At 63.8% G+C, this 22381-nt stretch carries 25 protein-coding genes; 11 read left to right on the plus strand and 14 right to left on the minus strand.

Translation table 11 applies throughout. From position 1 onward, the window contains the following. Positions 1-28: 28 nt before the first annotated feature. Positions 29-313, minus strand: a complete 285-nt coding sequence (locus tag ACM0PY_RS16735; protein WP_180886421.1) for a hypothetical protein — start codon at positions 311-313, stop codon at positions 29-31. A 90-nt stretch (positions 314-403) separates the two neighbouring features. On the opposite strand from ACM0PY_RS16735, the gene ACM0PY_RS16740 reads away from it, so the two are divergent. From ACM0PY_RS16740 to ACM0PY_RS16755, 4 genes are all read left to right on the plus strand, one after another. Then, positions 404-823, plus strand: coding sequence for a hypothetical protein (locus ACM0PY_RS16740; protein WP_134971603.1), 420 nt, complete (start codon positions 404-406; stop codon positions 821-823). Positions 824-968: 145 nt separating this feature from the next. After that, the gene (locus tag ACM0PY_RS16745; protein ID WP_180886419.1) at positions 969-1637 is read left to right on the plus strand and encodes a hypothetical protein; all 669 of its coding nucleotides are present in this window, start codon (positions 969-971) and stop codon (positions 1635-1637) included. An 88-nt stretch (positions 1638-1725) separates the two neighbouring features. Next, on the plus strand, positions 1726-2130 hold the full coding sequence (locus ACM0PY_RS16750) for a hypothetical protein (RefSeq protein WP_495493280.1): 405 nt from the start codon (positions 1726-1728) through the stop codon (positions 2128-2130). Next, the gene (locus ACM0PY_RS16755; RefSeq protein WP_258013495.1) at positions 2111-3037 is read left to right on the plus strand and encodes a class I SAM-dependent methyltransferase; all 927 of its coding nucleotides are present in this window, start codon (positions 2111-2113) and stop codon (positions 3035-3037) included. Before ACM0PY_RS16750 ends, ACM0PY_RS16755 begins: the two co-directional genes overlap by 20 nt. Positions 3038-3040: 3 nt before the next feature. On the opposite strand, the gene ACM0PY_RS16760 is transcribed toward ACM0PY_RS16755, so the two are convergent. After that, complete coding sequence (locus tag ACM0PY_RS16760) at positions 3041-4009, minus strand: polysaccharide deacetylase family protein (RefSeq protein ID WP_180886417.1); 969 nt, start codon at positions 4007-4009, stop codon at positions 3041-3043. Positions 4010-4073: 64 nt separating this feature from the next. Beyond that, a complete protein-coding gene (locus ACM0PY_RS16765; RefSeq protein ID WP_088496225.1) occupies positions 4074-4718 on the minus strand; it encodes a hypothetical protein in 645 nt (214 codons plus the stop codon). 134 nt (positions 4719-4852) lie between these two features. Here ACM0PY_RS16765 and ACM0PY_RS16770 point away from each other — a divergent pair, with 134 nt between their 5' ends. Further along, positions 4853-5533: a hypothetical protein gene (locus tag ACM0PY_RS16770; RefSeq protein WP_180886415.1), complete on the plus strand. Its 681-nt coding sequence runs from the start codon at positions 4853-4855 to the stop codon at positions 5531-5533. Between the two features lie 293 nt (positions 5534-5826). Here ACM0PY_RS16770 and ACM0PY_RS16775 read toward each other — a convergent pair whose 3' ends face one another. Beyond that, positions 5827-6639 carry an alpha/beta fold hydrolase gene (locus tag ACM0PY_RS16775; protein ID WP_180886413.1) on the minus strand — a complete coding sequence of 271 codons (813 nt, stop codon included), beginning with the start codon at positions 6637-6639 and terminating at the stop codon, positions 5827-5829. A 227-nt stretch (positions 6640-6866) separates the two neighbouring features. Here ACM0PY_RS16775 and ACM0PY_RS16780 point away from each other — a divergent pair, with 227 nt between their 5' ends. Beyond that, on the plus strand, positions 6867-7346 hold the full coding sequence (locus ACM0PY_RS16780; protein ID WP_134971618.1) for a nuclear transport factor 2 family protein: 480 nt from the start codon (positions 6867-6869) through the stop codon (positions 7344-7346). A gap of 75 nt (positions 7347-7421) precedes the next feature. Further along, on the plus strand, positions 7422-7838 hold the full coding sequence (locus ACM0PY_RS16785) for an XVIPCD domain-containing protein (RefSeq protein ID WP_180886411.1): 417 nt from the start codon (positions 7422-7424) through the stop codon (positions 7836-7838). A gap of 63 nt (positions 7839-7901) precedes the next feature. Here ACM0PY_RS16785 and ACM0PY_RS16790 read toward each other — a convergent pair whose 3' ends face one another. The 6 genes from ACM0PY_RS16790 to ACM0PY_RS16815 all read right to left on the minus strand — a co-directional run bounded on the left by ACM0PY_RS16790 (position 7902) and on the right by ACM0PY_RS16815 (position 13298). Further along, a complete protein-coding gene (locus ACM0PY_RS16790; protein ID WP_235646821.1) occupies positions 7902-8372 on the minus strand; it encodes an XVIPCD domain-containing protein in 471 nt (156 codons plus the stop codon). Between the two features lie 300 nt (positions 8373-8672). After that, on the minus strand, positions 8673-9248 hold the full coding sequence (locus tag ACM0PY_RS16795; protein ID WP_180886409.1) for a hypothetical protein: 576 nt from the start codon (positions 9246-9248) through the stop codon (positions 8673-8675). Positions 9249-9391: 143 nt separating this feature from the next. Next, the gene (locus ACM0PY_RS16800; protein WP_180886407.1) at positions 9392-10537 is read right to left on the minus strand and encodes a YncE family protein; all 1146 of its coding nucleotides are present in this window, start codon (positions 10535-10537) and stop codon (positions 9392-9394) included. A 186-nt stretch (positions 10538-10723) separates the two neighbouring features. After that, positions 10724-11737 carry an XVIPCD domain-containing protein gene (locus tag ACM0PY_RS16805; protein ID WP_180886405.1) on the minus strand — a complete coding sequence of 338 codons (1014 nt, stop codon included), beginning with the start codon at positions 11735-11737 and terminating at the stop codon, positions 10724-10726. Between the two features lie 2 nt (positions 11738-11739). Further along, positions 11740-12375 carry a hypothetical protein gene (locus ACM0PY_RS16810; protein ID WP_180886403.1) on the minus strand — a complete coding sequence of 212 codons (636 nt, stop codon included), beginning with the start codon at positions 12373-12375 and terminating at the stop codon, positions 11740-11742. After that, complete coding sequence (locus ACM0PY_RS16815; protein WP_180886402.1) at positions 12372-13298, minus strand: XVIPCD domain-containing protein; 927 nt, start codon at positions 13296-13298, stop codon at positions 12372-12374. The genes ACM0PY_RS16810 and ACM0PY_RS16815 overlap by 4 nt, the downstream gene beginning before the upstream one ends. Before the next feature lie 326 nt (positions 13299-13624). Here ACM0PY_RS16815 and ACM0PY_RS16820 point away from each other — a divergent pair, with 326 nt between their 5' ends. Together ACM0PY_RS16820 and ACM0PY_RS16825 are read left to right on the plus strand one after the other, a co-directional pair. Beyond that, positions 13625-14383, plus strand: a complete 759-nt coding sequence (locus ACM0PY_RS16820) for a hypothetical protein (protein ID WP_235646819.1) — start codon at positions 13625-13627, stop codon at positions 14381-14383. A 289-nt stretch (positions 14384-14672) separates the two neighbouring features. Then, entirely contained in the window at positions 14673-15170 is a 498-nt protein-coding gene (locus ACM0PY_RS16825) for a hypothetical protein (RefSeq protein ID WP_119706053.1), read from the plus strand. A 77-nt stretch (positions 15171-15247) separates the two neighbouring features. Here the strand turns inward: ACM0PY_RS16825 and ACM0PY_RS16830 are convergent, their stop codons facing one another. The 4 genes from ACM0PY_RS16830 to ACM0PY_RS16845 form a co-directional block, all read right to left on the minus strand. Next, on the minus strand, positions 15248-15886 hold the full coding sequence (locus ACM0PY_RS16830) for a hypothetical protein (protein WP_414609333.1): 639 nt from the start codon (positions 15884-15886) through the stop codon (positions 15248-15250). Between the two features lie 45 nt (positions 15887-15931). Then, a complete protein-coding gene (locus tag ACM0PY_RS16835) occupies positions 15932-19357 on the minus strand; it encodes an XVIPCD domain-containing protein (RefSeq protein WP_180886453.1) in 3426 nt (1141 codons plus the stop codon). Positions 19358-19386: 29 nt separating this feature from the next. Next, positions 19387-20019 (minus strand): imm11 family protein, encoded by a 633-nt coding sequence (locus ACM0PY_RS16840; protein ID WP_180895471.1) that lies wholly within the window; start codon positions 20017-20019, stop codon positions 19387-19389. A 241-nt stretch (positions 20020-20260) separates the two neighbouring features. Next, positions 20261-20641 carry a hypothetical protein gene (locus ACM0PY_RS16845; protein ID WP_180886449.1) on the minus strand — a complete coding sequence of 127 codons (381 nt, stop codon included), beginning with the start codon at positions 20639-20641 and terminating at the stop codon, positions 20261-20263. Positions 20642-20804: 163 nt separating this feature from the next. On the opposite strand from ACM0PY_RS16845, the gene ACM0PY_RS16850 reads away from it, so the two are divergent. Then, complete coding sequence (locus ACM0PY_RS16850) at positions 20805-21020, plus strand: hypothetical protein (protein WP_180886448.1); 216 nt, start codon at positions 20805-20807, stop codon at positions 21018-21020. 487 nt (positions 21021-21507) lie between these two features. Then, positions 21508-21876, plus strand: a complete 369-nt coding sequence (locus ACM0PY_RS16855; RefSeq protein WP_180886446.1) for a hypothetical protein — start codon at positions 21508-21510, stop codon at positions 21874-21876. Positions 21877-22381 lie beyond the last annotated feature (505 nt).

Genomic DNA, 22381 nt, shown 5'->3' on the forward strand with positions numbered 1-22381 from the left:
TAGTGCCGGCCAGCGGCCGGCACTACCGCTACAGCTTCAGCATCATCCGCAGCAGGTACATCAGCAGCGGCAGCGCACTCAGCACTGCACCGCCGATGCCGATCCACGGCCAGCGCTCACCGCGCACGCGCGAGGCCACCGCCAGGCCGTAACCCACCAGCGCCGCGCCCAGCACGCCCACGCCCAGCCCGGCGGCCATGCCATTGCCACCCGCAGCGACCGCTGCCTGTGCCGCCACGGTGCCTGCCCCCCACCCCACTGCAATACCCAGCCAACTGGCCACGCCGCACCACGGTGCCTTGCCCTGCGCCATCCGAAAACCCCTGTGTCCTTGCCGAATTTCTGTACGGGCCACGCCCGCATGCCGCCTACACTAGCCGCACCTGCCCTGTAGGGACATCCCATGCGCACGCTCCGCCTGCTGCTGCCCGGTGCCCTCCTGCTGTCGACCACCGCCTGCAGCGGTGACGCCGGTCTTCCGTTTTCCACCGACCCGCTGCAGGGCTGCTTCGCCACCAGCGCGCGCAAACCCGCCGACTTCCGCATCGACAAGGAAGGTGGCCAGTACTTCGTTTCCTTCAGCCGTGGCGCGCAGTGGCAGCGCGAACCCAATGCCCTGCACAAGGCCACGTCCAGCGAGATCAGCCGCTACTTCCGCGACGACGCCGACCAGATCGACAGTGCGCTTATCCGCATGTCCGGCGGCTTCGGCATCTTCCACTTCAACAAGGGCGCGACGCTGAAGGGCAAGGCCAGCGACAGCGACTACATGGCGCTGATGCTGATCGGGGCCGGGCCGGTGTATGCGGTGAAGTGCATTTGAGCAGACGTTTGCGACAGCTTCTTTCGTGGTTAACAGTCTGAAACATAAGAAAAGTTTCAAAACAACGATAACTTGGTAGGTATCTCGTCGGGCGACCAGAACTCAGTTCAGCATCAGCTCTCCATCCCAAAAGAGGAGCTGAGACATGAAGTTGAAGCAATTCGCCTTTTTGATAGCGGCCTTTCTGCCCGCGACCGCCATTGGCGCTAGAGAGCGCCTAAGCATAGATGTCGTAGTCGCGAATCCAGACGGAAGTGTCAGCGTAGATAGGACAAGCAGCTGGCCAGACTTCAATGGCGGCATCGTGGACGTGACACAGCGCCTGAAACAAGATGATTTTGGGAGACTCAGCTATCGCTATGAAGACCAGAGTAGAGCCACGCAGCTCTATCACCAAGCCTATTGCGAGTCGGTGGAAATGACACCCTCAAGCGGGACCATGACGTTGTCGGGTCCCTCCACCGGCTGGTCTTGCTACAGCGATGATCCCGCGCCCCCTGCCGACCCTGTGAAAAGTATTGATTGGGCAACGGCGACTGCACCAAGTGGTCGGGTACCCGTTGGTCAGAATATCTTTCCCATTGGGAGCGGGAGTTGGGAGAGCTCTATTGGCGGCATGAGACGTTCAACCCTCAGCGTGGACAATGGACGCTGTATTGCACAGGAAATCGACCACTACGCTGGGCCGTTCAGAGGCAGAACCCAGTTTGGCGTCAATTGCTATTTTTCGCAGTCCAAGTTTGCAAACACCATGATGGAGACCTGCATCCCGAAGCAATGTGCCACCAATAGAGGGACGATCTTCGCTCAATAGCCCCTAGAGGGAGATGCCCATGCCCAAAGGCAGGGCATCTCTCGTCCATGCATCAACGCCATCTACTCACTGGCAAAGGACTGACGAAATGACATTCAGTCTTGGATATTGGAACATGCTGCCCCTCCTGCTGATGGCCGGTGCAATACAGTCTCAGGGGGCCTATGACGAAGTCCGGCAGCTGCCCGATGGCCAGACCCTGATCATGCGCACCCTGGACTGGGATCTCGGTGATGGTCGCCATGAGCGCGTTACCCTGCATTGGCTGCTGCAGGAGGACGGCCGCATGCGCTACGACTTCGATCGGCAGCCACCGCAAACCCAGGAGGTCCATCGCCGATCGTGCGCGCGGCAGGGCATGCAGCCGTCGCGTGGCGTCGGCATGATCGCGGGGGAAGGGACCGCGCACGGCTATAGCTGTACCAGCGGTAGCGTCGGGCCCACGCTCGACGCCTGGCAACCTGCATCCACGCATGGCGTGGATCTACTTTGACATCGGCTTGGCTCTACAACAGCTGCGGTACCATGCCCTCCCCCGAACCGCCCCGGTACCCGCCGTGCCCCATTACACCGGCCCCCTGCTGACCCGCGACAGCGCCGACACCCTGCGCCGTGCCCATGACAAGGGCGCCGCCGACTGGCAGGGCTCGCTCGACCTCGGCCGCAGCCAGGACAGCGTGGCGCTGGATGCGGACAGCTTCCACTTCCGGGGCCAGCCCTACCCGTGGCCGGGCAAGCTGAAGGACCGCACGCTGTACTACTGGGATGGCGAGGACTTCGCGCCGATCTCGCGCTACAGCGGCTCGCTGATCAAGCTGGTGCCCACCGAATGGGGCGCACCGACGTTCGAGATCGACGGCATCAAGATGCTGCCCACCTCGAAGCTGTCGCCGTTCGAGGACGCGCGCCGCAAGGTGGAGCTGGTCGCCCCGGCCGGCAAGGTCATCCTCGATACCTGCGGTGGCCTCGGTTACTTCGCCGCCTGCGCGCTGGAAGCCGGTGTCGGCCAGATCCGTTCGTTCGAGAAGAACGCCGATGTGATGTGGCTGCGCACGCTCAACCCGTGGTCGCCGGATCCAGACTCGGCTGCCGCCGGTGGTCGCCTGCAGTTCAGCCACGGTGACGTCTCACAGCAGATCGAACAGGTGGCCAGCAACAGTGTCGACGCGATCCTGCACGACCCGCCGCGCTTCGGCATCGCCGGCGAGCTGTACTCGCAGGTGTTCTACGACCACCTCGCCCGCGTCATCCGCAAGGGCGGTCGCCTGTTCCATTACACGGGCGCGCCGAACAAGCTGACCAGCGGCCGCGACGTGCCGCGTGAAGTGGCCAAGCGCCTGGAAAAAGCCGGTTTCAAGGCCGAACTGGCGCTGGACGGCGTGCTGGCCGTCAAGCGCTGAGCCTCACTCCGAATCAACCTTGGCCAGCTTCATCACCCACGCCGGCACCTCGGGTTCGCCGGCGTAGAGTTCCTTCGGCTTGTTCTCCGCCATCGCCCAGCGATGCAGCCAGCTCGGGCCATAGCGGCCATCGTAACCTTCGGCACCCCGCGCATACGCCGGGTCACGCATCGCTTCGTCCAGTGAAATGAAGCGATAGCCGCGGCGCTTCGTGGCCGCTACCAGTTCGGCAAAGGTCGCCGCGTTGAGCTCATTGGCGTGCATCAGCCACACCTGCGGCAGCGCGTACCCCAGCAGCGCCTGCGACTGCTTCTCGTAGTAATCCAGCTTGTTCAGCATGTACGGCACGTAGCCCTTGCGCAGCTGCGCCAACGTCGCTTCGCGTGCAGGCGAATCCGCCTGCTCGTTCATCACGTTGGCATAGGCGAACGCCCACACCCACTCGCCGTTGTCCACCGTCACCGGCGCCACGCGGTAACCATGCTGCTTGAAGAACGCACCCATCTGCACGCGCTCATCCGCAGTGCGCCCGGCGCGCAGGTAGGGGTGGCGCATCCACTGTGGCGCCTGTCCCTTCTCGGCCAGCAGCGGCCGCAGCACCGTCTCGCCGCGCAGGAAATCCTGTTGGAATGCCGCCACGCCCTTCGCATTCAGATCCATGTGCGAGTACGTGTGGTTGCCCAGCACATAGCCCGCATCGCGCCAGTCGCGCAGCATCTGCACCCGCGCCGGCTGCACCTGTCCATTCACCTCAAGCTTGTTCTCATTGACGAAGCCCACCACCGGCACGCCGGCCTCGCGCAGCTGGGCCATCAACGCTTCGTGCCGGGCCTGCAGATCCGGCGGCACGATCTGGTCCAGCCGTGCCCATGGCAGATCATCGATGGTCACCGCGATACGACGGTCCACCTCGGCGGCGTGTACCGCCAGCGAACACAGCAACAACGGCAACGCACGCAGCAACAAGCGCATCGGGTCTTCCCTGGAGTGGCGAGGCGTCGACTGTAGCGCGATTGCCGCGCGCCGCCGAGCGTGCTCAGCCCGCCCGGGCCCACGCGATCGCGCGCCACAGGGCAACGCCGCCGGCCATCGCGGCCAATAACAGCACCGTCAACACCAGCGCCAGATCATCCGGATTGCGCAGCAGTGGCGCGTTCACCCGCGTCAGGATGTGGAACACCACGCGCTGCGCCTGCTCCAGCGGTACATCACCCTCCGGCACCAGCTCCACCAGGCACGCCGTGGGTGACAGCCGCGCCACATTGCTCCACGCATTCTCGTACAGGTGCAGGACCCATCCGGCCAAAGCCAGTGCACCACCGTGCAGCACCATAAGCGCCACGTTCGCCGTGCGCAGCCGATCGCGCAGCCACAGCGCACGGCTTGCGCACACCGCCATGGCCCCCAGCAACGCCAGCACCACGCCTACCCATGGAATCCAGCCCAGGGGTTGCCAGTCATCCAGTGCGCCCACACGCGCCATCACCTGTTCGGCAACCTTCAATCGCGCCTGCGCGTCCGGGCCGCCACAGGCCACCGTCACCGGCTCCAGCAACAGCTCCACACGGTAATGGAAGAAGCCGGCAGCCAGTACCACAGACAGCAGCGCGACCCACTGCAGCATCAACAGGATCGGCCCCTGCCCACAGATGCGGCGGATTCGGGAGGTGGCGGCGCTCATCGGTTCATCCATGACAGCAAAGAGCCATCCTAACCAAGCGCTTCGCACGTGTCGGCTGGCGGATGCGACACACACCACGCAGCGCCGTTACGATGGCACGGTTGTTTGAATGCGAAATTTCCTTGGTATTCCCGATGGTGATGCTGTACCTGACCGTACGAACGCTGCTGCCCCTGCTGGCATTCGTGCTCGCGTGGTACCTGCTCGCGCGCCTGATCGACGCGCGCGTCGCCCGGCTGCCACGCGTCCCGTTGAACCTGCCGGCGCACAGCAGCAGCCCGCGCAGGAAGGATCGGCGCATCTACGCGCGCAAGCTGCGGCGCAAGCCGGGGCTGCGCACGGCGACCCGCGCCGCCGCCGCGCCGCGCAGTTGGCGCTTCGCCGCAGCTGTCCTGTCGATAGGCGTGCTGGCCGCCACTGTGGTCGCCATCCCCGATGGCGCGCGCTTCCAGGTGATGGTGGGCAATGTCATGGGCTACCCGGGAACCATCATCGAGGTGCGTGTTCCCGCAGCAGCACAGCCTGTCGTGCTGCAGGCATGGCGCCCCGTACTGGCACACCTGGGAAGGCCCGTGGCGATGCGCTATCCGATTGCTCGCACCGGCGGCGAGCATGCAGCCCATGCGGTCGTACCCGTGCAGGTACGGCTGCAGGGTGATCGCCTGCAGGTGGCCGTCGCGCGACCGGTAGACGCTGAAATGCTGCGCGCAGAATTGGCACGGCTGGCCGGGTTGCCAATCGAGGCCATTGACGTACAGCAACGCGACGTTGCGCCGTGGACGGAGGCGGACTGGCAGCCACTGCCCGGCCCTTAGAGGAGAGCCCATGCTCCGCTGCCCTTTGCCCCTTCCCCGGATGGCACGCGCTGCGCGCGCCAGCCGAGCATCGGCTCGGCTCTACATCAAGCCCACACCCAGGTTGTGAATCACGACCCACGCGGCAGCTTCGCCGCCCACATGTTGTCCACCAGGTTCGGATACCGCCGCCCGTTTTCCTCGGCACGTTGCCGTGCCGCCGCCTTCTGCGCATCCGACAGCGGTTGCGACGTTTGGCCCTTGGGGTTGGGCTTCTTCCATGGGGGGGTTCTGGTCTGGCGCATGGCCGCAGCTTAGCGCTTCAGGAAGTTCAGCAGCGCCAGATTGAAGCGGTCGGCGTGGCTGGTGTTGCAGCCGTGCGGCGCCCCCTCCAGGATCACCACTTCGCTGCCCTTGATGGCCTTGTGGGTACGCTGGCCAGAGCCCTCGAACGGCACGATGGCGTCACTGTCGCCGTGCAGGACCAGCGTCGGCACCGTGATTTTCTTCAGGTCATCCCGGAAATCGGTCGTGGCGAACGCCTTCATGCAGCCCAGCGCCGCCGCCTGGTCGGATTGATGGCACAGCGCGATCGCCGCCTGGCGCGTCTCCTCGGTGACCATCAGCTGGCCGTTGGCGCTGAAGAAGTCGCGGGTGAAGCCATCGAAGAACGCTTCGCGGTCCTTCTCCAATCCGCTGCGCATTTCATCGGCCTTGGCCTGCGTCAGTGGACCTTCCGGATTGTCGTCGCTGCGCAGCAGGAACGGTGGCACAGCGGCCGCGAATACCACACTGTGCACGCGATCCTGGCCATGGTTGGCCACGTAGCGCGCCACCTCGCCGCCGCCCATCGAGAAACCGACCAGAGTGACGTCGCGCAGGTCATGCTCCTCGATCAGCCCCGCCAAGTCCGCCGCCAGCGTGTCGTAGTCATAACCTTCGGCCGGCTTGTCAGAGCGGCCAAAGCCACGCCGGTCGTAGCTGATCACCCGATACTGGGCGTCGCGCAGGATCGCCACCTGCGTCTTCCAGGCATCGGCGGACAGCGGCCAGCCGTGGATCAGGATAACCGGGCGGCCATCGCCACCGGTGTCTTCAACGTGCAAGCGGATGCGGGAAGCAGGCATGGGCGCTCCTGTGGAAGGGAAGGATTTCAGGCTAGTGGCCGTCACCTGTGGCGGCCGTGAGGGAATCCCGGCCGCTCATGACATCCCCTGCACAGGCAACGGCCTCAAGGCTGGAACCGGGCCGCCAATATGGGCATTCATTCCGTGGCAGGGCCGTTTCGTCGGAAGCCGGCTGCAGTGGCCCAAACGCCATGCGAGCCTGCGTGAACCCTCCCTGGAGCCTCACCATGCTGCTGCTCACCCTGCCCTTGCTGGCCGCCGGCCTCGTTGCCACGCCAGCGCCCGCCGCCACCCTGCGCGTGCAGATCCGCCAGGCCGATACCCAGCTCTTCGCTGCGGCCTTCGAGGCCTGCGATGCCAACAGGGCTGCGGCGATGACGACCGACGACATGGAGTTCTTCCATGACAAGGATGGCAAGTCGGCCAGCAACCGCGAGGACTTCCGCCACAGCGTGGCCAACCTGTGCAGCAGCGCGCGCGAGGGTGGTTGGCAGCTGCGCCGCGAGCTGGTGGAATCTTCGCTGCAGGTGTTTCCGCTGCACGATGAGCGGGCCCTGGAAATCGGCGACCACCGCTTTTACGAGCGCGGCAAGGACGGCGTGGAACGCTGGACCGGCCAGGCCCGCTTCATCCAGGTCTGGCGCCGCGTGGACGGGCACTGGCTGGCCGAACGGGTGATCAGCTATGACCATCGGCCGGCGGACTGACCTTTCCGGCGCCCTTCACCGGCCGGATCTATACTGGCAGAGTTCACCCCGACCCACCGCTACCGTTCGATCGCCATGGCAGAGATCACCCCCAACCACCCCGACTACGGCCTCAACCAGCAGATCCGTCAGGGCGTGGCCGCACTGGACGCCCAGCATGGCCGTGCGTTCGACCAGACCAGCGAACGCCTGACCGCCAGCCTGACCGTGCTCGCCCGCGAGCAGGGCCTGCAACAGGTCGACCACGTGCTGGTCAGCAACGCCACGGCCCAGCACCCGGCCGGACACAACATCTTCGTGGTGCAGGGCGACCCGGCCAATCCAGCGCACCTGCGCGCGATGATGCCGACCGCGGTGGCGGCGCAGACGCCGGTGGAGCAGTCGATGCAGAAGTTGGGGCTGGGCATGCAGCAGCAGGCCGTTGGGGTGGTGCCCGAACAGCAGGCCCGTGAGCAGGAGCAGCAGCAGAGCCCGGCACACCGTCTGGGCTGAGCCGCCTCCAGCGTTACTGGCGGCCCAGCGCGAGTACGGCGGCTCGCCGTGGCGCTTGCTGCGCTAGGCCATGCGCGGACCGGACTGCTCCTGCACTTGGCGCTGCTGCAGCTCATCCTGCGTGCGCACCTGTGCAGACTGCGACAGCTGCTCGGCACGCTCGAACGAAGTTTCTGCCGGTGTCTGCGCAGCCACCGCTGTTGGCATGCTGGCGCGCAGCTGCGCCGGATCGTTGCGCTCGCCCTGCACGATGAAGATGCTCTGCGCAGCGTCGGCCTGCGCGGTGCGATCGCTCAGCAACACATGGTCGACCTGGGTCAGGCCGTTCGCCTTGGCCAGGACGTACAGGCTGGCGCTGATGTTCTCGCTGGTGGCGTCGAAGTCGCGGCCCCGCTCTGCATCCAGCAGCGCCACGCCCCGGTGGATCTGCGAGAGCAGCGGATCGTTACCGTGCCGGGCCAGAAGATCACCGCTTCGTTCGCCCATGCCCTCAGCGTCACTCAGCATGTGTTGCTTGAAACTGCGCTCCGGCATGGGATTGGTTTTCCTCTGATTGAGCTCGCTGTCCGGAAACGGCGGATCAATGCTGTCCACGCCATCGATGTTGCGCAGCGGCCTGAACGCATCCTTGCCTGCACCCTTGATATCAAGAGGAATGCGAACATCCGGAAGAAGCTGCCCGGCGGGACCTCCCAACGCGTTCACGTCGATACTTCTTTTCCGCTCGATGCCTGCGTGGTTCAAGGCTTCCCAGGTGAAGTCCACGCAGTTGCTGCGCACGTCCTGATAGTGCTTGCTGAAGCCGAACTTCTCCGGGTCCGGTGGTGAGGTTGATTACTTTCCTGGCGGTCGGGCGGCGTGTACCCGCAACTGGGCCGAGTAATGCTGCAATTCCGGCGTGGCCTGTACCGTGCGAACCTGTACGCGATAGCGGGTATCAGGCTCCACTGGCAGAGCAACCAGGCTCAGCGTGTACTGGCCGTCACTGCCCATGTGAGGCGACGTATACCGCCATTCGCTGGATGCATGCCATTCCGGAAGCGGCTCAGCGGCATTGAGCACCCCGGCTTGATAGCTGTCGTAGGTGGGAACATCTTTCCAGGCATCAGCGCCCCATTGCTGCAGGGTCACCTCGAACGGGATCCTCATTGTGCCCACGTCAGGCTCGTCGGGCTTGCGCGCCTCTTGGCGCTGCAATTCCAGCTCCACGGCGTAGGTGCGATGTGGGATGTAATTTCGCGCGTTCATCTCGAACTCGAAACTCACCCCTTGACCTGGCTGATCCACCGCGATCGGCTGGGCCAGGTCCAGTGGCTCGGGTGGGACAGGATCACGGGCGGAGCAGGCGCCCAGCCCAGCGCTCAACATGATCAACAGGCCGGCGCGCAACCAACGGTGATTACCCAGCATGATTCAGACCCTTTGGCTCCCTGCCCTAGGGTTCAACCCTAGCGGGTTGGCGCTCGGCACTGCAACCCGGCAAAGAAAAAGGCAGGGTCGGCACCCTGCCTTCTTCATGCGGCACGCTGCCGGGCGAGCCCGGCGTCAGCGCCTTACAGCTGGATGCGCGCCACGCTCTCGTCAGCGCCCTTGTCGTCCTTCTCGCCGTTCTTGATGCTCACGAACAACACGTTGTTCTTCGCATCCAGCGCCAGGCTGTTCGGGTGGGTCGGCACCTTGTAGGTCGCCACCTTCTGGTAGCTGTCACTGTCGTACGCGGTCACCGTACCGGCTTCGCGATTGGTCACGTACAGGCGCTTGCGCGGTGCATCCAGCAGGATGCCGAGCGGGCCGGCATCGGTCGGGATGCTGGCCAGTTCCTTGCCGGTGCTGCGGTCGAGCACCAGCACGCGCTGGCCAGGATGCTTGCTGACCAGGCCGCTGCTCTTGGCCTGGTAGCCACGCAGGAATTCCGAGCCCTGGTCGGTCACGAACAGGCGCTTGCCCGCCGGGTCCAGCGCGATGTTCATCGGCTGCTCGGCGGCGATCCTGTGCTGCGCCACCACCTTGTTCGAATCGGTGCCCACCACCACCAGCTCGGCCAGCAGGTTGCTGGTGTAGACGCGCTTGTTGGCCGCATCCAGCGCCAGGCCCGGTGCCTTGGCATTGCCCAAGCCGTCGATGGTGTTGATCACCTTCAGCGTGTTCGTATCGATCACGAACAGCACACTGCTCACGTCCGGCTGGCTGCTGTGGCCGGTCACGTACAGGCGGTTGGCCGCGCTGTCGACCACCAGCTCGCGCAGGTCGTGGGTGTAGGCGGCCTTGCCGTCCTTGCCGGTCTTCTTCTCCATCAACTGGAGGGTGCCGACGGCCTTGTTCTGCGCGGTGTCGACCACGGTCACCGACAGGTCCACGGTGTTGCCCACGTACAGGCGGTTGTGGGCGTCATCCAGCACCACGCCGAAGGCTTTGCGCTCCAGCGGGATGCGGGTTTCCACCGCCAGCGTGGCCGGGTCCAGGCGCAGCACCTGGGCCGGGCCGGCGTCATCGCCGAAGCCGCCGGACGAGGCCACGAAGACTGCGTTCTGCTTCGGGCTGTAGGCCAGCTCGTACAGGCCCTTGGCCACGGCCTGGCGCTGCACAGCGGCCGTGACACTGGCGGCGGGTGCGTTGTCGGCGAACGCGGAGGGCACGCCGAGGCTGAGCGAAACGGCAACGGCCAGCGCGGCCGAGCGGAAGAGAGGAGTACGGAACATGCGAGCGTCCTTGAATGGGCACGGGAAGGTGTCCTGGCTCGCTGGGCCGTACTGCGACGGCCCGCCCCACATCTGTCTGCGCGGGGTGGGCTGGCTGGGGTTGCGGGGGGAATGGTAGCAGGTGGGGGGCGTGGCGTGCGCCGGCGCGGGCATGGCCGACGCTCGACCTCGATGCTGCGCCCGCCGCTATGCCATCCGTGGGCCGTGGCTCTGCTGAAGCTGCTGCTCCTCCTGCAGGCGCTGCGCGTCTCCCTGCCGCTGATTCTGCTGCAACTGCGCGACCCGATCGAACGAGGCCTCCACCGGTGCCTGCGCAGCCACCTCCGCCGGCATGCTGGCGCGCTGGTGTGCCGGGTCACTGCGGTCCCCCTGCACGATGAACAGCTTCGGTGCGATATCACCGCGCTGCTCGCCCAGCACCACCTCGTCCACGCGCGAGAACTGCTGCTCCTTCGACAGCGCGAGCAGGCTGGCGCTGACATTGCCGTTGCGCGCCCCGAAAGCGCCGAGGTCGGCCACCTGCTGGTGGATCTGGTTGAGGCGGGCATGATCGTCGTGCGCCGGGTCTGCGGGCGTGCCGCTTGCCGCGAGCGTACTGTTGCCGCGCCACTGCTCGCCGTTCTCGGTGAACATCCACTCGCGGAAGGTCTGCTTCGGCATCGGGTTCCACTGCACCTTGTCCAGCTCGCTGCCCTTCACCTGCTGCGGAATGGCGTTGACCGCGCGGATGTTGTCCAGGACCCTGGTGGCGCCCTCGTAGTTGGTGATCTCCCCGGCCAGCCCGACCGGGCGCAGCCCAGCGTGGTTCAGGGCACCCCATGCGAAATCGGTGCAGGCGTTGGAGAAGAAGTCGTACTCCATGTCGAAGCCGTGCTTCTTCGGGTCTGCCGAGAACTCGAGGATGCGGTCGTACTGCTCCTTGCTGATCTCGATCGTGCGCTCGAAGCGGGGTTTGTCGTAGACCAACACATCCATGTCATCGACTTTGCCCCTGTTCGGCTCGTCCTTGGTGCCTGCGTGGGTGAAACCCATGCTCTCCGGGAAGGGTTCACCCGAACGGCGCAGCGACAGGAACATGTGCCCCGCGAACGATGGCTCCAGCAGAAACCTGTTTCCCTCAGCATCACGGCCGTAGCGCGGCGTGCCGGGGGCCGCCAGATGAATGGTTACGCTGTAGCGTTCGGCATCGTCCTTGTGCATGTCTACTTTCCTAGTGATTGGTAGCCAACGATCAGTTCTGCTTTCAGGCCTTCCAGCCGGGGCCGATCCTCCACAAGGTCCACCCGCAGAAGGTAGCGCCCGGGTGCAATGCCTCCGACCTGCGCCAACTGCAACGTGCGATAGAGCACCTCTTCAGAGTACAACCCGGCCTCGGCCAAGCTGTTGATGTCCACGCTCCCCGTCGTCAGGTCTGTTACCACGCCATCCTCCCCGATTTTCTGAGAATCGCGTCCATCGCGAGTACGCTGCCAGAGCTGCACAGGACCAGGTGCACCGCCATCAATACGCTCCAGGCGCAGCCGCGTTGGCAGCCGTCCCAGCGTGATCTTCTCCGAAGCATCCAGCAGCCGTCGCGCATCGGTATCCTGCAGCCGCAACCCGATGTTCAGGATCGGAATGGCCGGCTTCTGGGGCGCCGGCAAATCAAACGTGACCTCGGCAATCCGGCCGGCCTTCTGCAACTGCACGGCCCGCGTGAACGGCACAACCGTGCGCGCCTCGGCCTGTGCGCGCGTCAGCTGGGGCGGCGCAACCTCAGGCGCAGGTGACGCACGGCATGCCGCCAGCGCGCCCAGCACCGCCAGTACCACCAGCCCCCGCCGAAGTGGCCGCGTCATTGCTCCTTCAACCGCAGCGAATCGGCCACATCGGTCTTGGCCGCCACCTCAGTGGCGATGCTGGCGCGGCGGTGCCCTGGGTCGTTGCGGTCGCCCTGCACGATGAAGATGCTTTCGGCGGCATGGCTGTTCTGGGTCGGCCGGCTGAGCAGCACATGGTCCACACGCGAGAGATTGTTCTGCTTGGCCAGCACCAGCAGGCTGGCGCTGATGCGCTGGCTGGCTGCATCGAACGGGCGGCCGTGCGCGGCGTCCAGCTCCGCCACCTTCTGGATCAGCTGCGAGAACAGGCGATGGTCTGGGTGCGAAGGGTCCAGCAGCGTGCCGGCCACTTCAATCGGCGTCGGCGGCGGCTCATCGCTGGCGCGGTCGCCCTGGCGATGATGCTCGGCCTCGCGCTCGGGCATCGCGTGGTGGGTTTCGGCATTCAGGTCGCTGCCCGGGAACGGCGCGGCGATACACTGGATCTCCGGCAGGTTGAACAGCACCGCGAACTCGCCCAGGTTGCTGCCGCCATCCAGCGTCGCCGGCAGCGGATGCAGGCCAGCGTAGTGCAGCGCCGCCCAGACGAAATCGCTGCAGCGGTTGATGGTGGCCGGGCGATCGACATCGAATTCGAACTCGGCGGGTTCCTCGGCGAAATCACGCAGGCAGCCGTAGTGCTCCTCGGTGATTTCCAGGGTGCGGCTGTAGTACGGGTCCAGATGCTCGTCGGCATCGTCGTGGCGTACCTGCGCGTACTGCACGCCGTTCCGGGTTTCACCCGGTACTTGGCGCGGTGGTGCGAAGCCGTAACTGTGGGCCTCGTCGCCCGCGGCCACCTGCAGGTACATATGGCCGCGCGGCGAGATGCCCCCACTTTTCAGCGGGGTGCCGGGCGCGGCCAGATAAAGGGTTACGGTGTAGCGTGTTGCCTGCTCCATGCCTGTTCAGCCTTGATGGGTACTGCGGTCCTGGCTGGATGATGGCATAGGTGGGATGGGGGGCAGGTGGAAGAAGAGAGGACGCCGATCGCGACTTGCTGAATGTGTGAGCCAGCGTGCAGTACTGGACCCGGGCGCAAGCAAGGTCCCGGCAGCGACTGGAGCTTGCCATTCCACCGTTCTATAGTCGTTTCGATCATGCAAGGGAATCGCCCATGAGCAGAGCGCCGGCTTGCCGGCTTGCCTCCTTCGCCCTGGTGGCGGTGCTGAGCACCACCGCCTGCGCGAAAGCCCCATCCACGGAAACGGGCCCGAACGAACCCCCCATGTCCGAAGCCGCAACCAGCCCCCGTACGGTGGGTGGACATACCTATACAACGGAGCCCGTAGAGGCTCGGCTTGACCCGCACCGCTTCATGTTCCCGGCCAACCTCTACTACAACCAGACGGGCCCCCTGGCCGATGGGGGCGTCATGCTCACGGTGTTCTGGCCGGATTTCGATGCAGCGCCGCCCGGTGATCGCCCGGTGCGCAGCACGCAGGACAGCCGGCGGCAGGTGCTGGTCGAGCTTAGGTACATCGATCGCGTTCCCATCCAGAACTATCTGGCACGTCGGTCCAGTAGTGAGGCCACCAGCGCGCCGGGATCACTGGAGCGAAGGGACCCGGTAGAGAACCTCGCGCTGCGCGTTGCACAACCCGAGCGCTGGGGTCTGACGCCGTATGCGATCGACCCATCGTTGATGGCAGCCTATGCAAAGGACTCGGAGGCTGCTCTGGGCAGGCCTTACGTGCACAACCCAGGAATGGAACCAGACTGGTATGTGGCCCGCTCGGCGGAGGGCCAACTGACAACGTTCATCAGCTGCGACCCGGCAGATCGGATTCCTGACGGACTTGTAGTTCAGGGAAAGACACTTGAACGCGCTGGCGAAGGCCAGATCGCAATGTGCCGCCATTCCATCGTGGACGTGGGCGACAGCATCGCGATCGAGATGAACTATGCACGCGTCATGCTGAGCGACTGGCAGCGACTGGAAACCAGCGTTCGTGATCTTCTGGAACGATATCGCGTTCAGCCGTGAACGATGGAGGTCCGGGCGCTCTTCATTCGGGTCGAACAGTACCTTCAACACCGTCAGGGACTCACCGATGGGCATCACAACGAAGGAGGCTTCGGCTTTGCTCTACGCCATCATGACCAGATTGCTTCGGCCGCAGCTACCTCGAGCTATGCCGCGCGCAGCTCGCATTGGGGCAATTTCCGGACTGTCGGCCTTGCTCACGCTAACATCTGCATGTGCCCGATCGACGGATACGTCTGCCGTCAATGAACGTGCCGCTGCCGCAGATACGCAGCCTGCCCGCATCTCCATGGCCGAGCTGCAAAAACGCATTCTCGCCTACGCGGATTCGCTCAGGTCAAGGGCGGACATCAGTCCGGACAAGTTTGGCACGGCGATCGGTGTGTCACTCGTGCCAGACGAAAAGGTCAGCATCAGGCACATCGCGAAGGACCTGACAACAACGGACGGCTATAACTATGGGGTTACTTATCTATCGGTTGAGTCGGCACGTGAGTTCCCCAACCAAGAGGTGATCTTCTATCAGCTGGGTAAGCAGCCAGTGACAGATGCTCCGAATGGCGTGTGCTACTGGGAAGCCGAAAGTGCCGGACGAGCGCTCGAAGCCCTCGGATACAGGACCGGAGCAGAAGTGCCATTTCAGAGAGGGGGCATCAGGCAGTACCGGCGCCCCATCACCGGTGGTAACCAGGGTATGGATACCAGCCTGTTGACCTATCGTTCCGATGAAGGTGATACAGCGAGAACCTGCGTCTACGCGGTCCAGTTCGGAGGGGGAGACAGATGAATACGAACCCCGCTATCGGAAGATTGTCGAGCTGACTTACCCGTGACACTCAGCGTACCGGCGGTGGCGAGGCTGCCTTACTTGGGCCTGCGCAAGTAAGCAACCAGGAGTTCCGGGTGGTACGGCTCAAGCTGTGGCAGAGGGGAGTGCAGTTGCACTTCAACCCGGTATCGGCCCGGCGACGGATTGCGTGCCCATGCGAAGGCCAGCTGTGCATAGTTATCATCGGGTCGTTCCAGCCCAGCATTCTGCAGCGCCAGCACGTCAACATCGTCCAGCCACGCATTTGTCACTCGACCATCGGCGGGGATGGGAATTGTTCTGGCAGGTTCCCCAATGACCCATTCCAGCCGGTGCAAGGGCACGTCCTTCCATCCGCTCGATTCCAGGCGCTGCATGGAAACCTTCGCCTGGAACCCGGACGCCCGAACATCGGCCAGTGCCCCAAACGCCGCGGTGTTATCCGTGCGGTCAACGCGAATGCCGATCATGAGCGTTGGAGAGGAATTTTTGCTGGGAGCGGCCACATCGAACTCGACCGTCAACGGCGCATCCATTGAGGTAGTCGGCATGGCTCGCACAAGCGGCACCAGATCCGGACGATGGGCCTCTGCTATCGAGCCTGCGTCGCGAGCCGCATCGGGCCGGCAGGCGGTAGCCAGAAGAACGAGTAGTCCCGCGAGTATGTACATCCGGCGCTTTCCATGTGGCTTCATCTTCATTCCTTTCTGCAAGCTGCAGTGCGGCTCACATCCTGATCATCACATGCTCGCCGCACGAATCTGTATCTCGTGCTGCACCCGCTGGTCTTCCAGCTGCTGGTCCATCTGATTCGCCAGCGCACGCTGATGCGCTTCACGGCTGACCGCATCGAACTGCTGCAGTGATTCCTCCACCGATGTCTGCGCCGCCAGCTCGGTCGGCATCGCAGCGCGCTGGTGTGCCGGATTGCTGGGCTCGCCCTGCACCACGAACAGCGTGTGCCCGGCCGGGTGTTCGCGCGTAGCGTTGCTCACCAGCACATGGTCCACCCGTTCCAAGTCGTTGTCCTTGGCCAGCACCAGAAGGCTGACGGTCATGCGTTCGCTGACTTCATCGAAGCTGCGACCGTGCTTGGCGTCCAACGCTTCCACGCCCTCGCGGATCTGCTGATACAGCGCATGATCGGGATGGCCGGGCTGCGTGGGGTCCTGCAGCGTCCGGTTCGGGCCCGGTGCCTCATCCGGTGCGGGCGCGGTCGGTTCAGGGCTTGGCGCTATCGTGGGCGCGGCAGGAACAGTGACAGCCGCAGTGACGGGCTGGTGGTCACCCAACGGAGCCGGTTCGGGCTCTGGCACGTGTTGTGCCGCTTCCTGCTCCAAAGGCCATGGATCGCGCGCAGGCTCAGCAGGCAGCGGCTCCTTGAAGGGCACCGGTTCACTCTCCTGCACTGCCATGTCCTGCTTTGGAGTGGGAGCAACCGCAGGTGCGACCATCTGCTCCGACTCCGATGCCTGCTCTGTGCGCTGCGTGGGCATCATCTGCGTTGCCGCATCCAGAGGCGCGGCGACATGCGGCGTCGCGCGCTCAGGTGCGGCCGGTTGTGCCTGCATCGGCCCAGCGGGCTCCGGCGTCTGTGAGGCGATACGGCTTTCGGTAGGCGCCTCGCTGTTTGGATGGGGCTGAGGTTGCGGCTCCGCCTCACGCCGCTGCGGATCGCGCTGCTCGGCGTACCGCTGTGGCTCGGGCTTATCCTGCGGCGCGGGCGTAGGCGGTGGTGCGACCGCTACCGCTGGCGTGACCGCTACCGCCGCAGGCGCAATGGGCTGCGCAGTCGCAGGCTCTTCAGGCCGCACTTCCACATTCCCGCCCTGCTCAGATGGCTTGTCGCCATGTGCCACCTGCGCGGCCGCTTGTGCAGCCTGCCCCGCATCCACCTGCGCAGCACCCTGTCGATTGGCCTCCAGCAGTGCCTGCCGGTAAGCCTCCTGCTCACCCACCGACAGCGCGGCAATGCGCAACTCGGGCGAGTCCGGCAACGGCGCTTGTTCATTGGCACGCGCGCGCACCTCATTCCATGCGGCCTGCAGCTCCTGCGTGCTGGTGGCCGCGACGGCGCGCGCCACGCCATCCTGGCCTACCTGGTAATGGGTGATGGGTCGGGAGGCGCCCGCGTTGCCCTCGGCTACAGGCCCCAGTTCCTGCAGCGTGGGACCCGTAATGCCGTGCTGCTCGCGCGTGCGCGCCGTGGCCAGGGCAACGGCCTGCTCCCACGCCGGTGACAGCGCAACGCCCGCAGCGTAGTAGCTGTGGCGCAGCTCGTTCTGGTTCACCTCCGCCGCAGATGGCAACGGTCGCGCGTCCAATGCGGCAATGGTCTGGTTGAACTGATCGAGCGACGGCTGCTGGATGGTGCGGGTCAGCTCCAACTCCAGCGCCATGTTCCCCTGCGCGATCTGGCCAGCGTGGTGCCATTGCCCTTCTTCATCGCGCTGGTAAAGCTGGTTGTCCGAGCCCCGGATGGCGTCCGGCTTGGCACGCGCCTGCTCCACCGCTTCCGGCACCAGCGGCACGAAGTCGCTGGCACGGGTAGCGGCGTAGGTCTCCAGATAGCTGGCGGCAATGGCGGCCTTGCCGTTGGCGATGTTGTTCTCGATGCGCTGCACCGCCTCACGATTCAACTCGTTGGCGCGTTCGGGGCTGGCGGTCTGCGTCTCATACACCCCCCGGTCGTTGGCACCGGACACGCTGATCTTGACCCGCCGCGTCCACTGTTCGGTCTGCGCATCGCGGTGCCAGTTGGGGTTGTCCAGACGGCTCTCGCCATCCTTCGCCGGGATGCTGAAAGGATCCTGCGGCGGCGGCGCCTTGCCCAGCGCCAGCTCTACCGCTTTTACGTGGGCGTACGCACCCAGCTCGCGGGCCTTCTCGTAACTGGCACCCACACTGCGCTCAGCCGGATTGCCCAGGCCATCGCCCGCGCTGTCCATGACCGCCTGGCGCTGCCAGTTGAGGCCATTGAACTGCCATGTGACATCGGCCTTGTCGGTCTGCTGGTAGATGGCGCGGTTGTCGAGCAGATCGGCACCCTTGTCGAACGCCTTGCTCATCAGCAGCGCATCGCCCGCGACGATGGCCGCAGGGACGAAACTCGACGTGCCGATCAGTGATGCGGTGGCCATGCCGCCGATCCAGCCACCGCCGTTGCGTGCCAGAGCGTGGGTGAGCTCGGACTGGGCGGCCGTGCCGTTGCCTTCTTCCAGCAGTTGCGAGGTGCGGCGGGCGGTGATGACAGCGTCGGCGCCGGAGGCGAGCAGGCCGCCGGAGCGGATCAGTTGGCTCGTGGAGGCTTCGCTGAGGAGCACTTCCATGGTGGCAAAGCCGCGCTGCGAGACGGGCTTGTAGTTGCTGGGCGATGCCTCAGCGAGATCATAGATTCCTTCGCGAACCTTGCCGATGGCTGGCAGATCGTCCAGCAGAGCCCGTTGGACACGAGCGGTAGTCGCATCGGAAAGCGTCAATCGCCCGGCCTGCTCTGCCTCCGAAACCGCCAAGCGCATCTCCATCCTGCCGGCGACTTCGCGCGCAAAGGCGTCGCGCTCCCCTGGGCCGGCGACCAGGTTCTTGGGATTACTATTAATCTCGTCGATCAATCGAGCGACTCTGGGATCTGAGCGAGTGATTGCTGTCCACTCCGATTCCACCGGATGCATCGATCTGAGCTCAGCCACTTGATCAGCGCGATCAATCAAATACTGTCGATGTTCTCCGATGAACTTCTTGTTGATCACCTCCGCTTCCTGCGAAGTCAGAAAATCCGGCGTCGTGGCAAACACGTCACCATTGACTAGCCCCACCTTCAGTGCGTCTCGTAGATCCTCGACCTTGGCCGCGACACGTGCCAGCGCAGCCTCATCGTCGTTCAAGGCGGCTATACCATCAGATGAACTTCTGATGGCATTAAGCGCGTTCGTCACACCTGCCGTGTACGCACTTTGCGTCCGGCCTCTATGAGGCGATGCTTCAAGATCCTCAGCGAGTTCACCACCAACAGGAAGGTAAAGCCTGTTCGCTGATGCGTCAGCGTCCATCAACCCGTGCTCGACCAATTTGTCGAGAAGATCATTACTCAGGAACAGGCTCTTCTCGAGCACATGATGACTCTGAAGAATAACTCCTCGACTCGGCATCTCTTCAACCTCCTCCACCCCAATTTCCGGCACCCACGCACCGCAAATTAGAGACTGGCTGCATCCATGAGCCAGACGCCCCGAGTCGTCGGCGGCACTCCAAAACCAGACTCAATCAGCGCGTCCCGCAAAATCCGGTCGCAGTAAACATCGGCAGTAAATGGCGTTCTGAAGACGTGCGCCCCGGCAATTACATCCGTTCGAAATGCAAGACTGGCTCCGCCCGTTATGTCATAGAACTTTCCACTTGGATAGCCATCCAACAGTACCTTCACGGTGGAAGCCTCCTCGTCAATCGCCTCCAGCGTTCGCACAACTTCGCAAAGAAAGCGGGCCTCGCCTTCTGATCCATCCTCGAGAGTGAACGCGCAGCGTCTGAAGTCAAATCCTGCCCCGTCTATCCCCTCAAGAACGCGTCGAAGCGACTCGGATACCAGCCAATAGCCTTTGAAGCCCCCTTCAAGATCCTGAGGCATTTCACCCAGGCCGCCGTCATAGCGCAGTCGAGGGCTTTCCTTCAGTGCGGAAAGCCCCCCACTTCCAGGCGGCAAGCTGAGATAGCTGGCCAACGGGACGTCCCGCTTGTTTTCCATCACCACGCCACGCCCACGTCCTCCTCCCCGGGTATCTGGCGTGAGGAGGTAGAACTCACCGAGCTTCGGGACGTTTCCATCGTTCATAGTAGCCTCTCAACTCCCGCCTCTGCTCGGCATTCAGACCTTTCGAAGTGTGTCACGCCCACTGAATACCGCACTCATGTAGCTCGATTTCCTTCCGCAATGCTGCGACCGAGCAGCCATCCTGCTGAGCAAACGCGTCCACGCTCTTTCACATTCTTCAAGTATGCATGCGTAAGCCATCAGGCTCTATTGTGCATCGACAGAACGACCGGCGTGATCATTGAGCCGACCGGCTTCAACTTCAGCAGGCCAATACTAGATCCCCATTGATCAGGGCCACCTTCACCGTGTCCTGCAGCATCCTGATAGCCTCCAAGGCCCGAACGGAGGAGCCCTGGTCACCTCTCAGCGCCCCCTGTCCGTCCGGCGAGGCCTCGATGGCAGCCAACTGCTGCAGCATGCCTTGCGTGTAGGAATCAAGCGGCTCCTTCGCATAGCGTGAGCATCCTATCTGGTCGGCCAGTGCCTGGTCGATGGGCAGATAGAGGCGATTGGGTGACGTATTGATATCGAACTCGCCTGCCGCCTGCAGGTGGCGAAGCAGGGCGCTTCCCGCGACGATCGAGGGACCGATGATCAATTGAGAATCGAACAGTGCGTCATTGTCTTCAATAGCAGGCATGGACGTTTACCTCTATGGTGCGCCGTAACGAGTCTGCCTCGTTCTACCCCGACCTTGTGCCTTGTGCAATCAGATCACTGCGAGATTCGGAACCTAATCAAGCTCGCGTCCCACGTCTTGAGACGCGCTCCAGCCATCCTCCCTTTCCCCTCTGGAGGATGACATGACCAAGATCGACCCCGCATGGCTGGAAGCCTTCGACAAGGAGCTCCTCCACCTGTTCGCCATCGACCATCGCCATGCTGGCATGGATGAGTACCTGCTGGGTTGCTACGCAGACCTTCCGCCACGCGAGGCGGCGCTGGCGTTCGGCAGCGACTACGACCTGGAGCGCGACGATGCGCTGTGGCCACGGCCGGGCGTGGCGCTGCAAAGTTAAGCTGTGTCGTAATCGGCACGACGCGCGAGTCGGCCCTGTGGGCTACGTGTCGCTTTTGGGATCCCGAACAACTGCAAACCGTGCTTTTTGATGCGCATTCGGACGGTAACTTAACACCGGCCGAAACCACCGCACGGCAAGGGTTCTGCCGCGCGCGCGCCATGCAACAATGCCGTAAGCGTCAGCATTTACGGCCTCTGTGGTCTACGGTTTCTTGGCATCTCGCAACCATGCGAGTACATCTTGGCATGCCACCTCACACAGGGTGGCACGGGCGTCGAAAACCCGGTCAACAACCATGTGTTTGCGCTTGTCAGCCGGCGTCACGTTTGTGTGGCGCCGGCTGGCAATCCGTTCGCGGTCCATGGCGGGCGGTGCGTTGGGGGTCTTCGGACCCGCCGGATTGGTTGTTGACCGGTTTTCGAGCCTCGCATCGTCCGCCACTTTTATCGGTGGCGCTGCTGTCTGTCCTGTACGGAGCATTGCCATGAACACATCGGACTTCCGTTCCCTGCACGCGCAGTACGATCCGGACAACGCCGAACCCGAGCGCGAACCGTCCGTCGATCCCAACGCCTTCGTCGCCACGCTGCGCCGCATCGGATCTGGTGCAGCTGCAGATGGCCAGCCTTGGCCGGAGCGGCATCAGCTGCCTGGGCGTTGTCTTCAGCTGGCGGATGCGGATTGCGCGCTGGCCGGGCTGCGTGTGCTGGCGGAGCTGATGTTGGCTGCGGAGCGGACCCGGCAGAACGGTGCGCCCGAGGAGTACCTTGGGGATCGGGTGATGGAAGGGTTGAAGATGGCGTGTGTGGCGTTGACTGCGCAGGTTGCTGAGCGATTGCAGGTGCGGGAGTAGCCCAGTTGGACCTGGCCGTCTGTCGCGTGGCTGCTGGCCATCCAGGTGCTATCGGCGGATCGTTCGTCTTCTAGTCCATCCCCTATCCGCAGAGCGTCAAATGAAGCCTGTGATTTATGGCGCTGTTCTGCTGGCGGCGCTGTCCGCGACGACCGCCAGCCATCACGCCCCTCAAGCCGGCTTGAAACTATAAACCTTTCGCATGGTCTCCGATGCAAATTTTTCTGTCATATGCAAAGAAGCAATTCGATTTGCGCGTGGAGGCATAATGTATGAAGCGCGGCACCCGAGTGATAGATGCTTCGTAGTCAGTTGACGTAGCGCACCTGTGATGCTGGCGGACAACTCGTTGGAGTAGCCTTTGACTGTGTTGTATGCGGGAAGGGAAGTTGATGTTCCCTGCATTGAGCCGGTGCTGTTGCGTTGGAGTAGGCGGATTGTGCTGACACCTGATCCTTGCTGGTAAAGAATAGGAAGCTTATGCGATCCAGTGGAGATTGGATCA

Source organism: Stenotrophomonas sp. BR163 (genome assembly GCF_047520985.2).
In the GTDB taxonomy this organism is placed as follows: Bacteria; Pseudomonadota; Gammaproteobacteria; order Xanthomonadales; family Xanthomonadaceae; genus Stenotrophomonas; species Stenotrophomonas sepilia.

Bases quoted from the DNA above. Each gene is read 5' to 3' on its own strand.
- ACM0PY_RS16735 (WP_180886421.1), bottom strand. From the start codon at position 313: ATGGCGCAGGGCAAGGCACCGTGGTGCGGCGTGGCCAGTTGGCTGGGT.
- ACM0PY_RS16740 (WP_134971603.1), top strand. From the start codon at position 404: ATGCGCACGCTCCGCCTGCTGCTGCCCGGTGCCCTCCTGCTGTCGACC.
- ACM0PY_RS16745 (WP_180886419.1), top strand. From the start codon at position 969: ATGAAGTTGAAGCAATTCGCCTTTTTGATAGCGGCCTTTCTGCCCGCG.
- ACM0PY_RS16750 (WP_495493280.1), top strand. From the start codon at position 1,726: ATGACATTCAGTCTTGGATATTGGAACATGCTGCCCCTCCTGCTGATG.
- ACM0PY_RS16755 (WP_258013495.1), top strand. From the start codon at position 2,111: ATGGCGTGGATCTACTTTGACATCGGCTTGGCTCTACAACAGCTGCGG.
- ACM0PY_RS16760 (WP_180886417.1), bottom strand. From the start codon at position 4,009: ATGCGCTTGTTGCTGCGTGCGTTGCCGTTGTTGCTGTGTTCGCTGGCG.
- ACM0PY_RS16765 (WP_088496225.1), bottom strand. From the start codon at position 4,718: ATGAGCGCCGCCACCTCCCGAATCCGCCGCATCTGTGGGCAGGGGCCG.
- ACM0PY_RS16770 (WP_180886415.1), top strand. From the start codon at position 4,853: ATGGTGATGCTGTACCTGACCGTACGAACGCTGCTGCCCCTGCTGGCA.
- ACM0PY_RS16775 (WP_180886413.1), bottom strand. From the start codon at position 6,639: ATGCCTGCTTCCCGCATCCGCTTGCACGTTGAAGACACCGGTGGCGAT.
- ACM0PY_RS16780 (WP_134971618.1), top strand. From the start codon at position 6,867: ATGCTGCTGCTCACCCTGCCCTTGCTGGCCGCCGGCCTCGTTGCCACG.
- ACM0PY_RS16785 (WP_180886411.1), top strand. From the start codon at position 7,422: ATGGCAGAGATCACCCCCAACCACCCCGACTACGGCCTCAACCAGCAG.
- ACM0PY_RS16790 (WP_235646821.1), bottom strand. From the start codon at position 8,372: ATGCCGGAGCGCAGTTTCAAGCAACACATGCTGAGTGACGCTGAGGGC.
- ACM0PY_RS16795 (WP_180886409.1), bottom strand. From the start codon at position 9,248: ATGCTGGGTAATCACCGTTGGTTGCGCGCCGGCCTGTTGATCATGTTG.
- ACM0PY_RS16800 (WP_180886407.1), bottom strand. From the start codon at position 10,537: ATGTTCCGTACTCCTCTCTTCCGCTCGGCCGCGCTGGCCGTTGCCGTT.
- ACM0PY_RS16805 (WP_180886405.1), bottom strand. From the start codon at position 11,737: ATGCACAAGGACGATGCCGAACGCTACAGCGTAACCATTCATCTGGCG.
- ACM0PY_RS16810 (WP_180886403.1), bottom strand. From the start codon at position 12,375: ATGACGCGGCCACTTCGGCGGGGGCTGGTGGTACTGGCGGTGCTGGGC.
- ACM0PY_RS16815 (WP_180886402.1), bottom strand. From the start codon at position 13,298: ATGGAGCAGGCAACACGCTACACCGTAACCCTTTATCTGGCCGCGCCC.
- ACM0PY_RS16820 (WP_235646819.1), top strand. From the start codon at position 13,625: ATGTCCGAAGCCGCAACCAGCCCCCGTACGGTGGGTGGACATACCTAT.
- ACM0PY_RS16825 (WP_119706053.1), top strand. From the start codon at position 14,673: ATGGCCGAGCTGCAAAAACGCATTCTCGCCTACGCGGATTCGCTCAGG.
- ACM0PY_RS16830 (WP_414609333.1), bottom strand. From the start codon at position 15,886: ATGAAGCCACATGGAAAGCGCCGGATGTACATACTCGCGGGACTACTC.
- ACM0PY_RS16840 (WP_180895471.1), bottom strand. From the start codon at position 20,019: ATGAACGATGGAAACGTCCCGAAGCTCGGTGAGTTCTACCTCCTCACG.
- ACM0PY_RS16845 (WP_180886449.1), bottom strand. From the start codon at position 20,641: ATGCCTGCTATTGAAGACAATGACGCACTGTTCGATTCTCAATTGATC.
- ACM0PY_RS16850 (WP_180886448.1), top strand. From the start codon at position 20,805: ATGACCAAGATCGACCCCGCATGGCTGGAAGCCTTCGACAAGGAGCTC.
- ACM0PY_RS16855 (WP_180886446.1), top strand. From the start codon at position 21,508: ATGAACACATCGGACTTCCGTTCCCTGCACGCGCAGTACGATCCGGAC.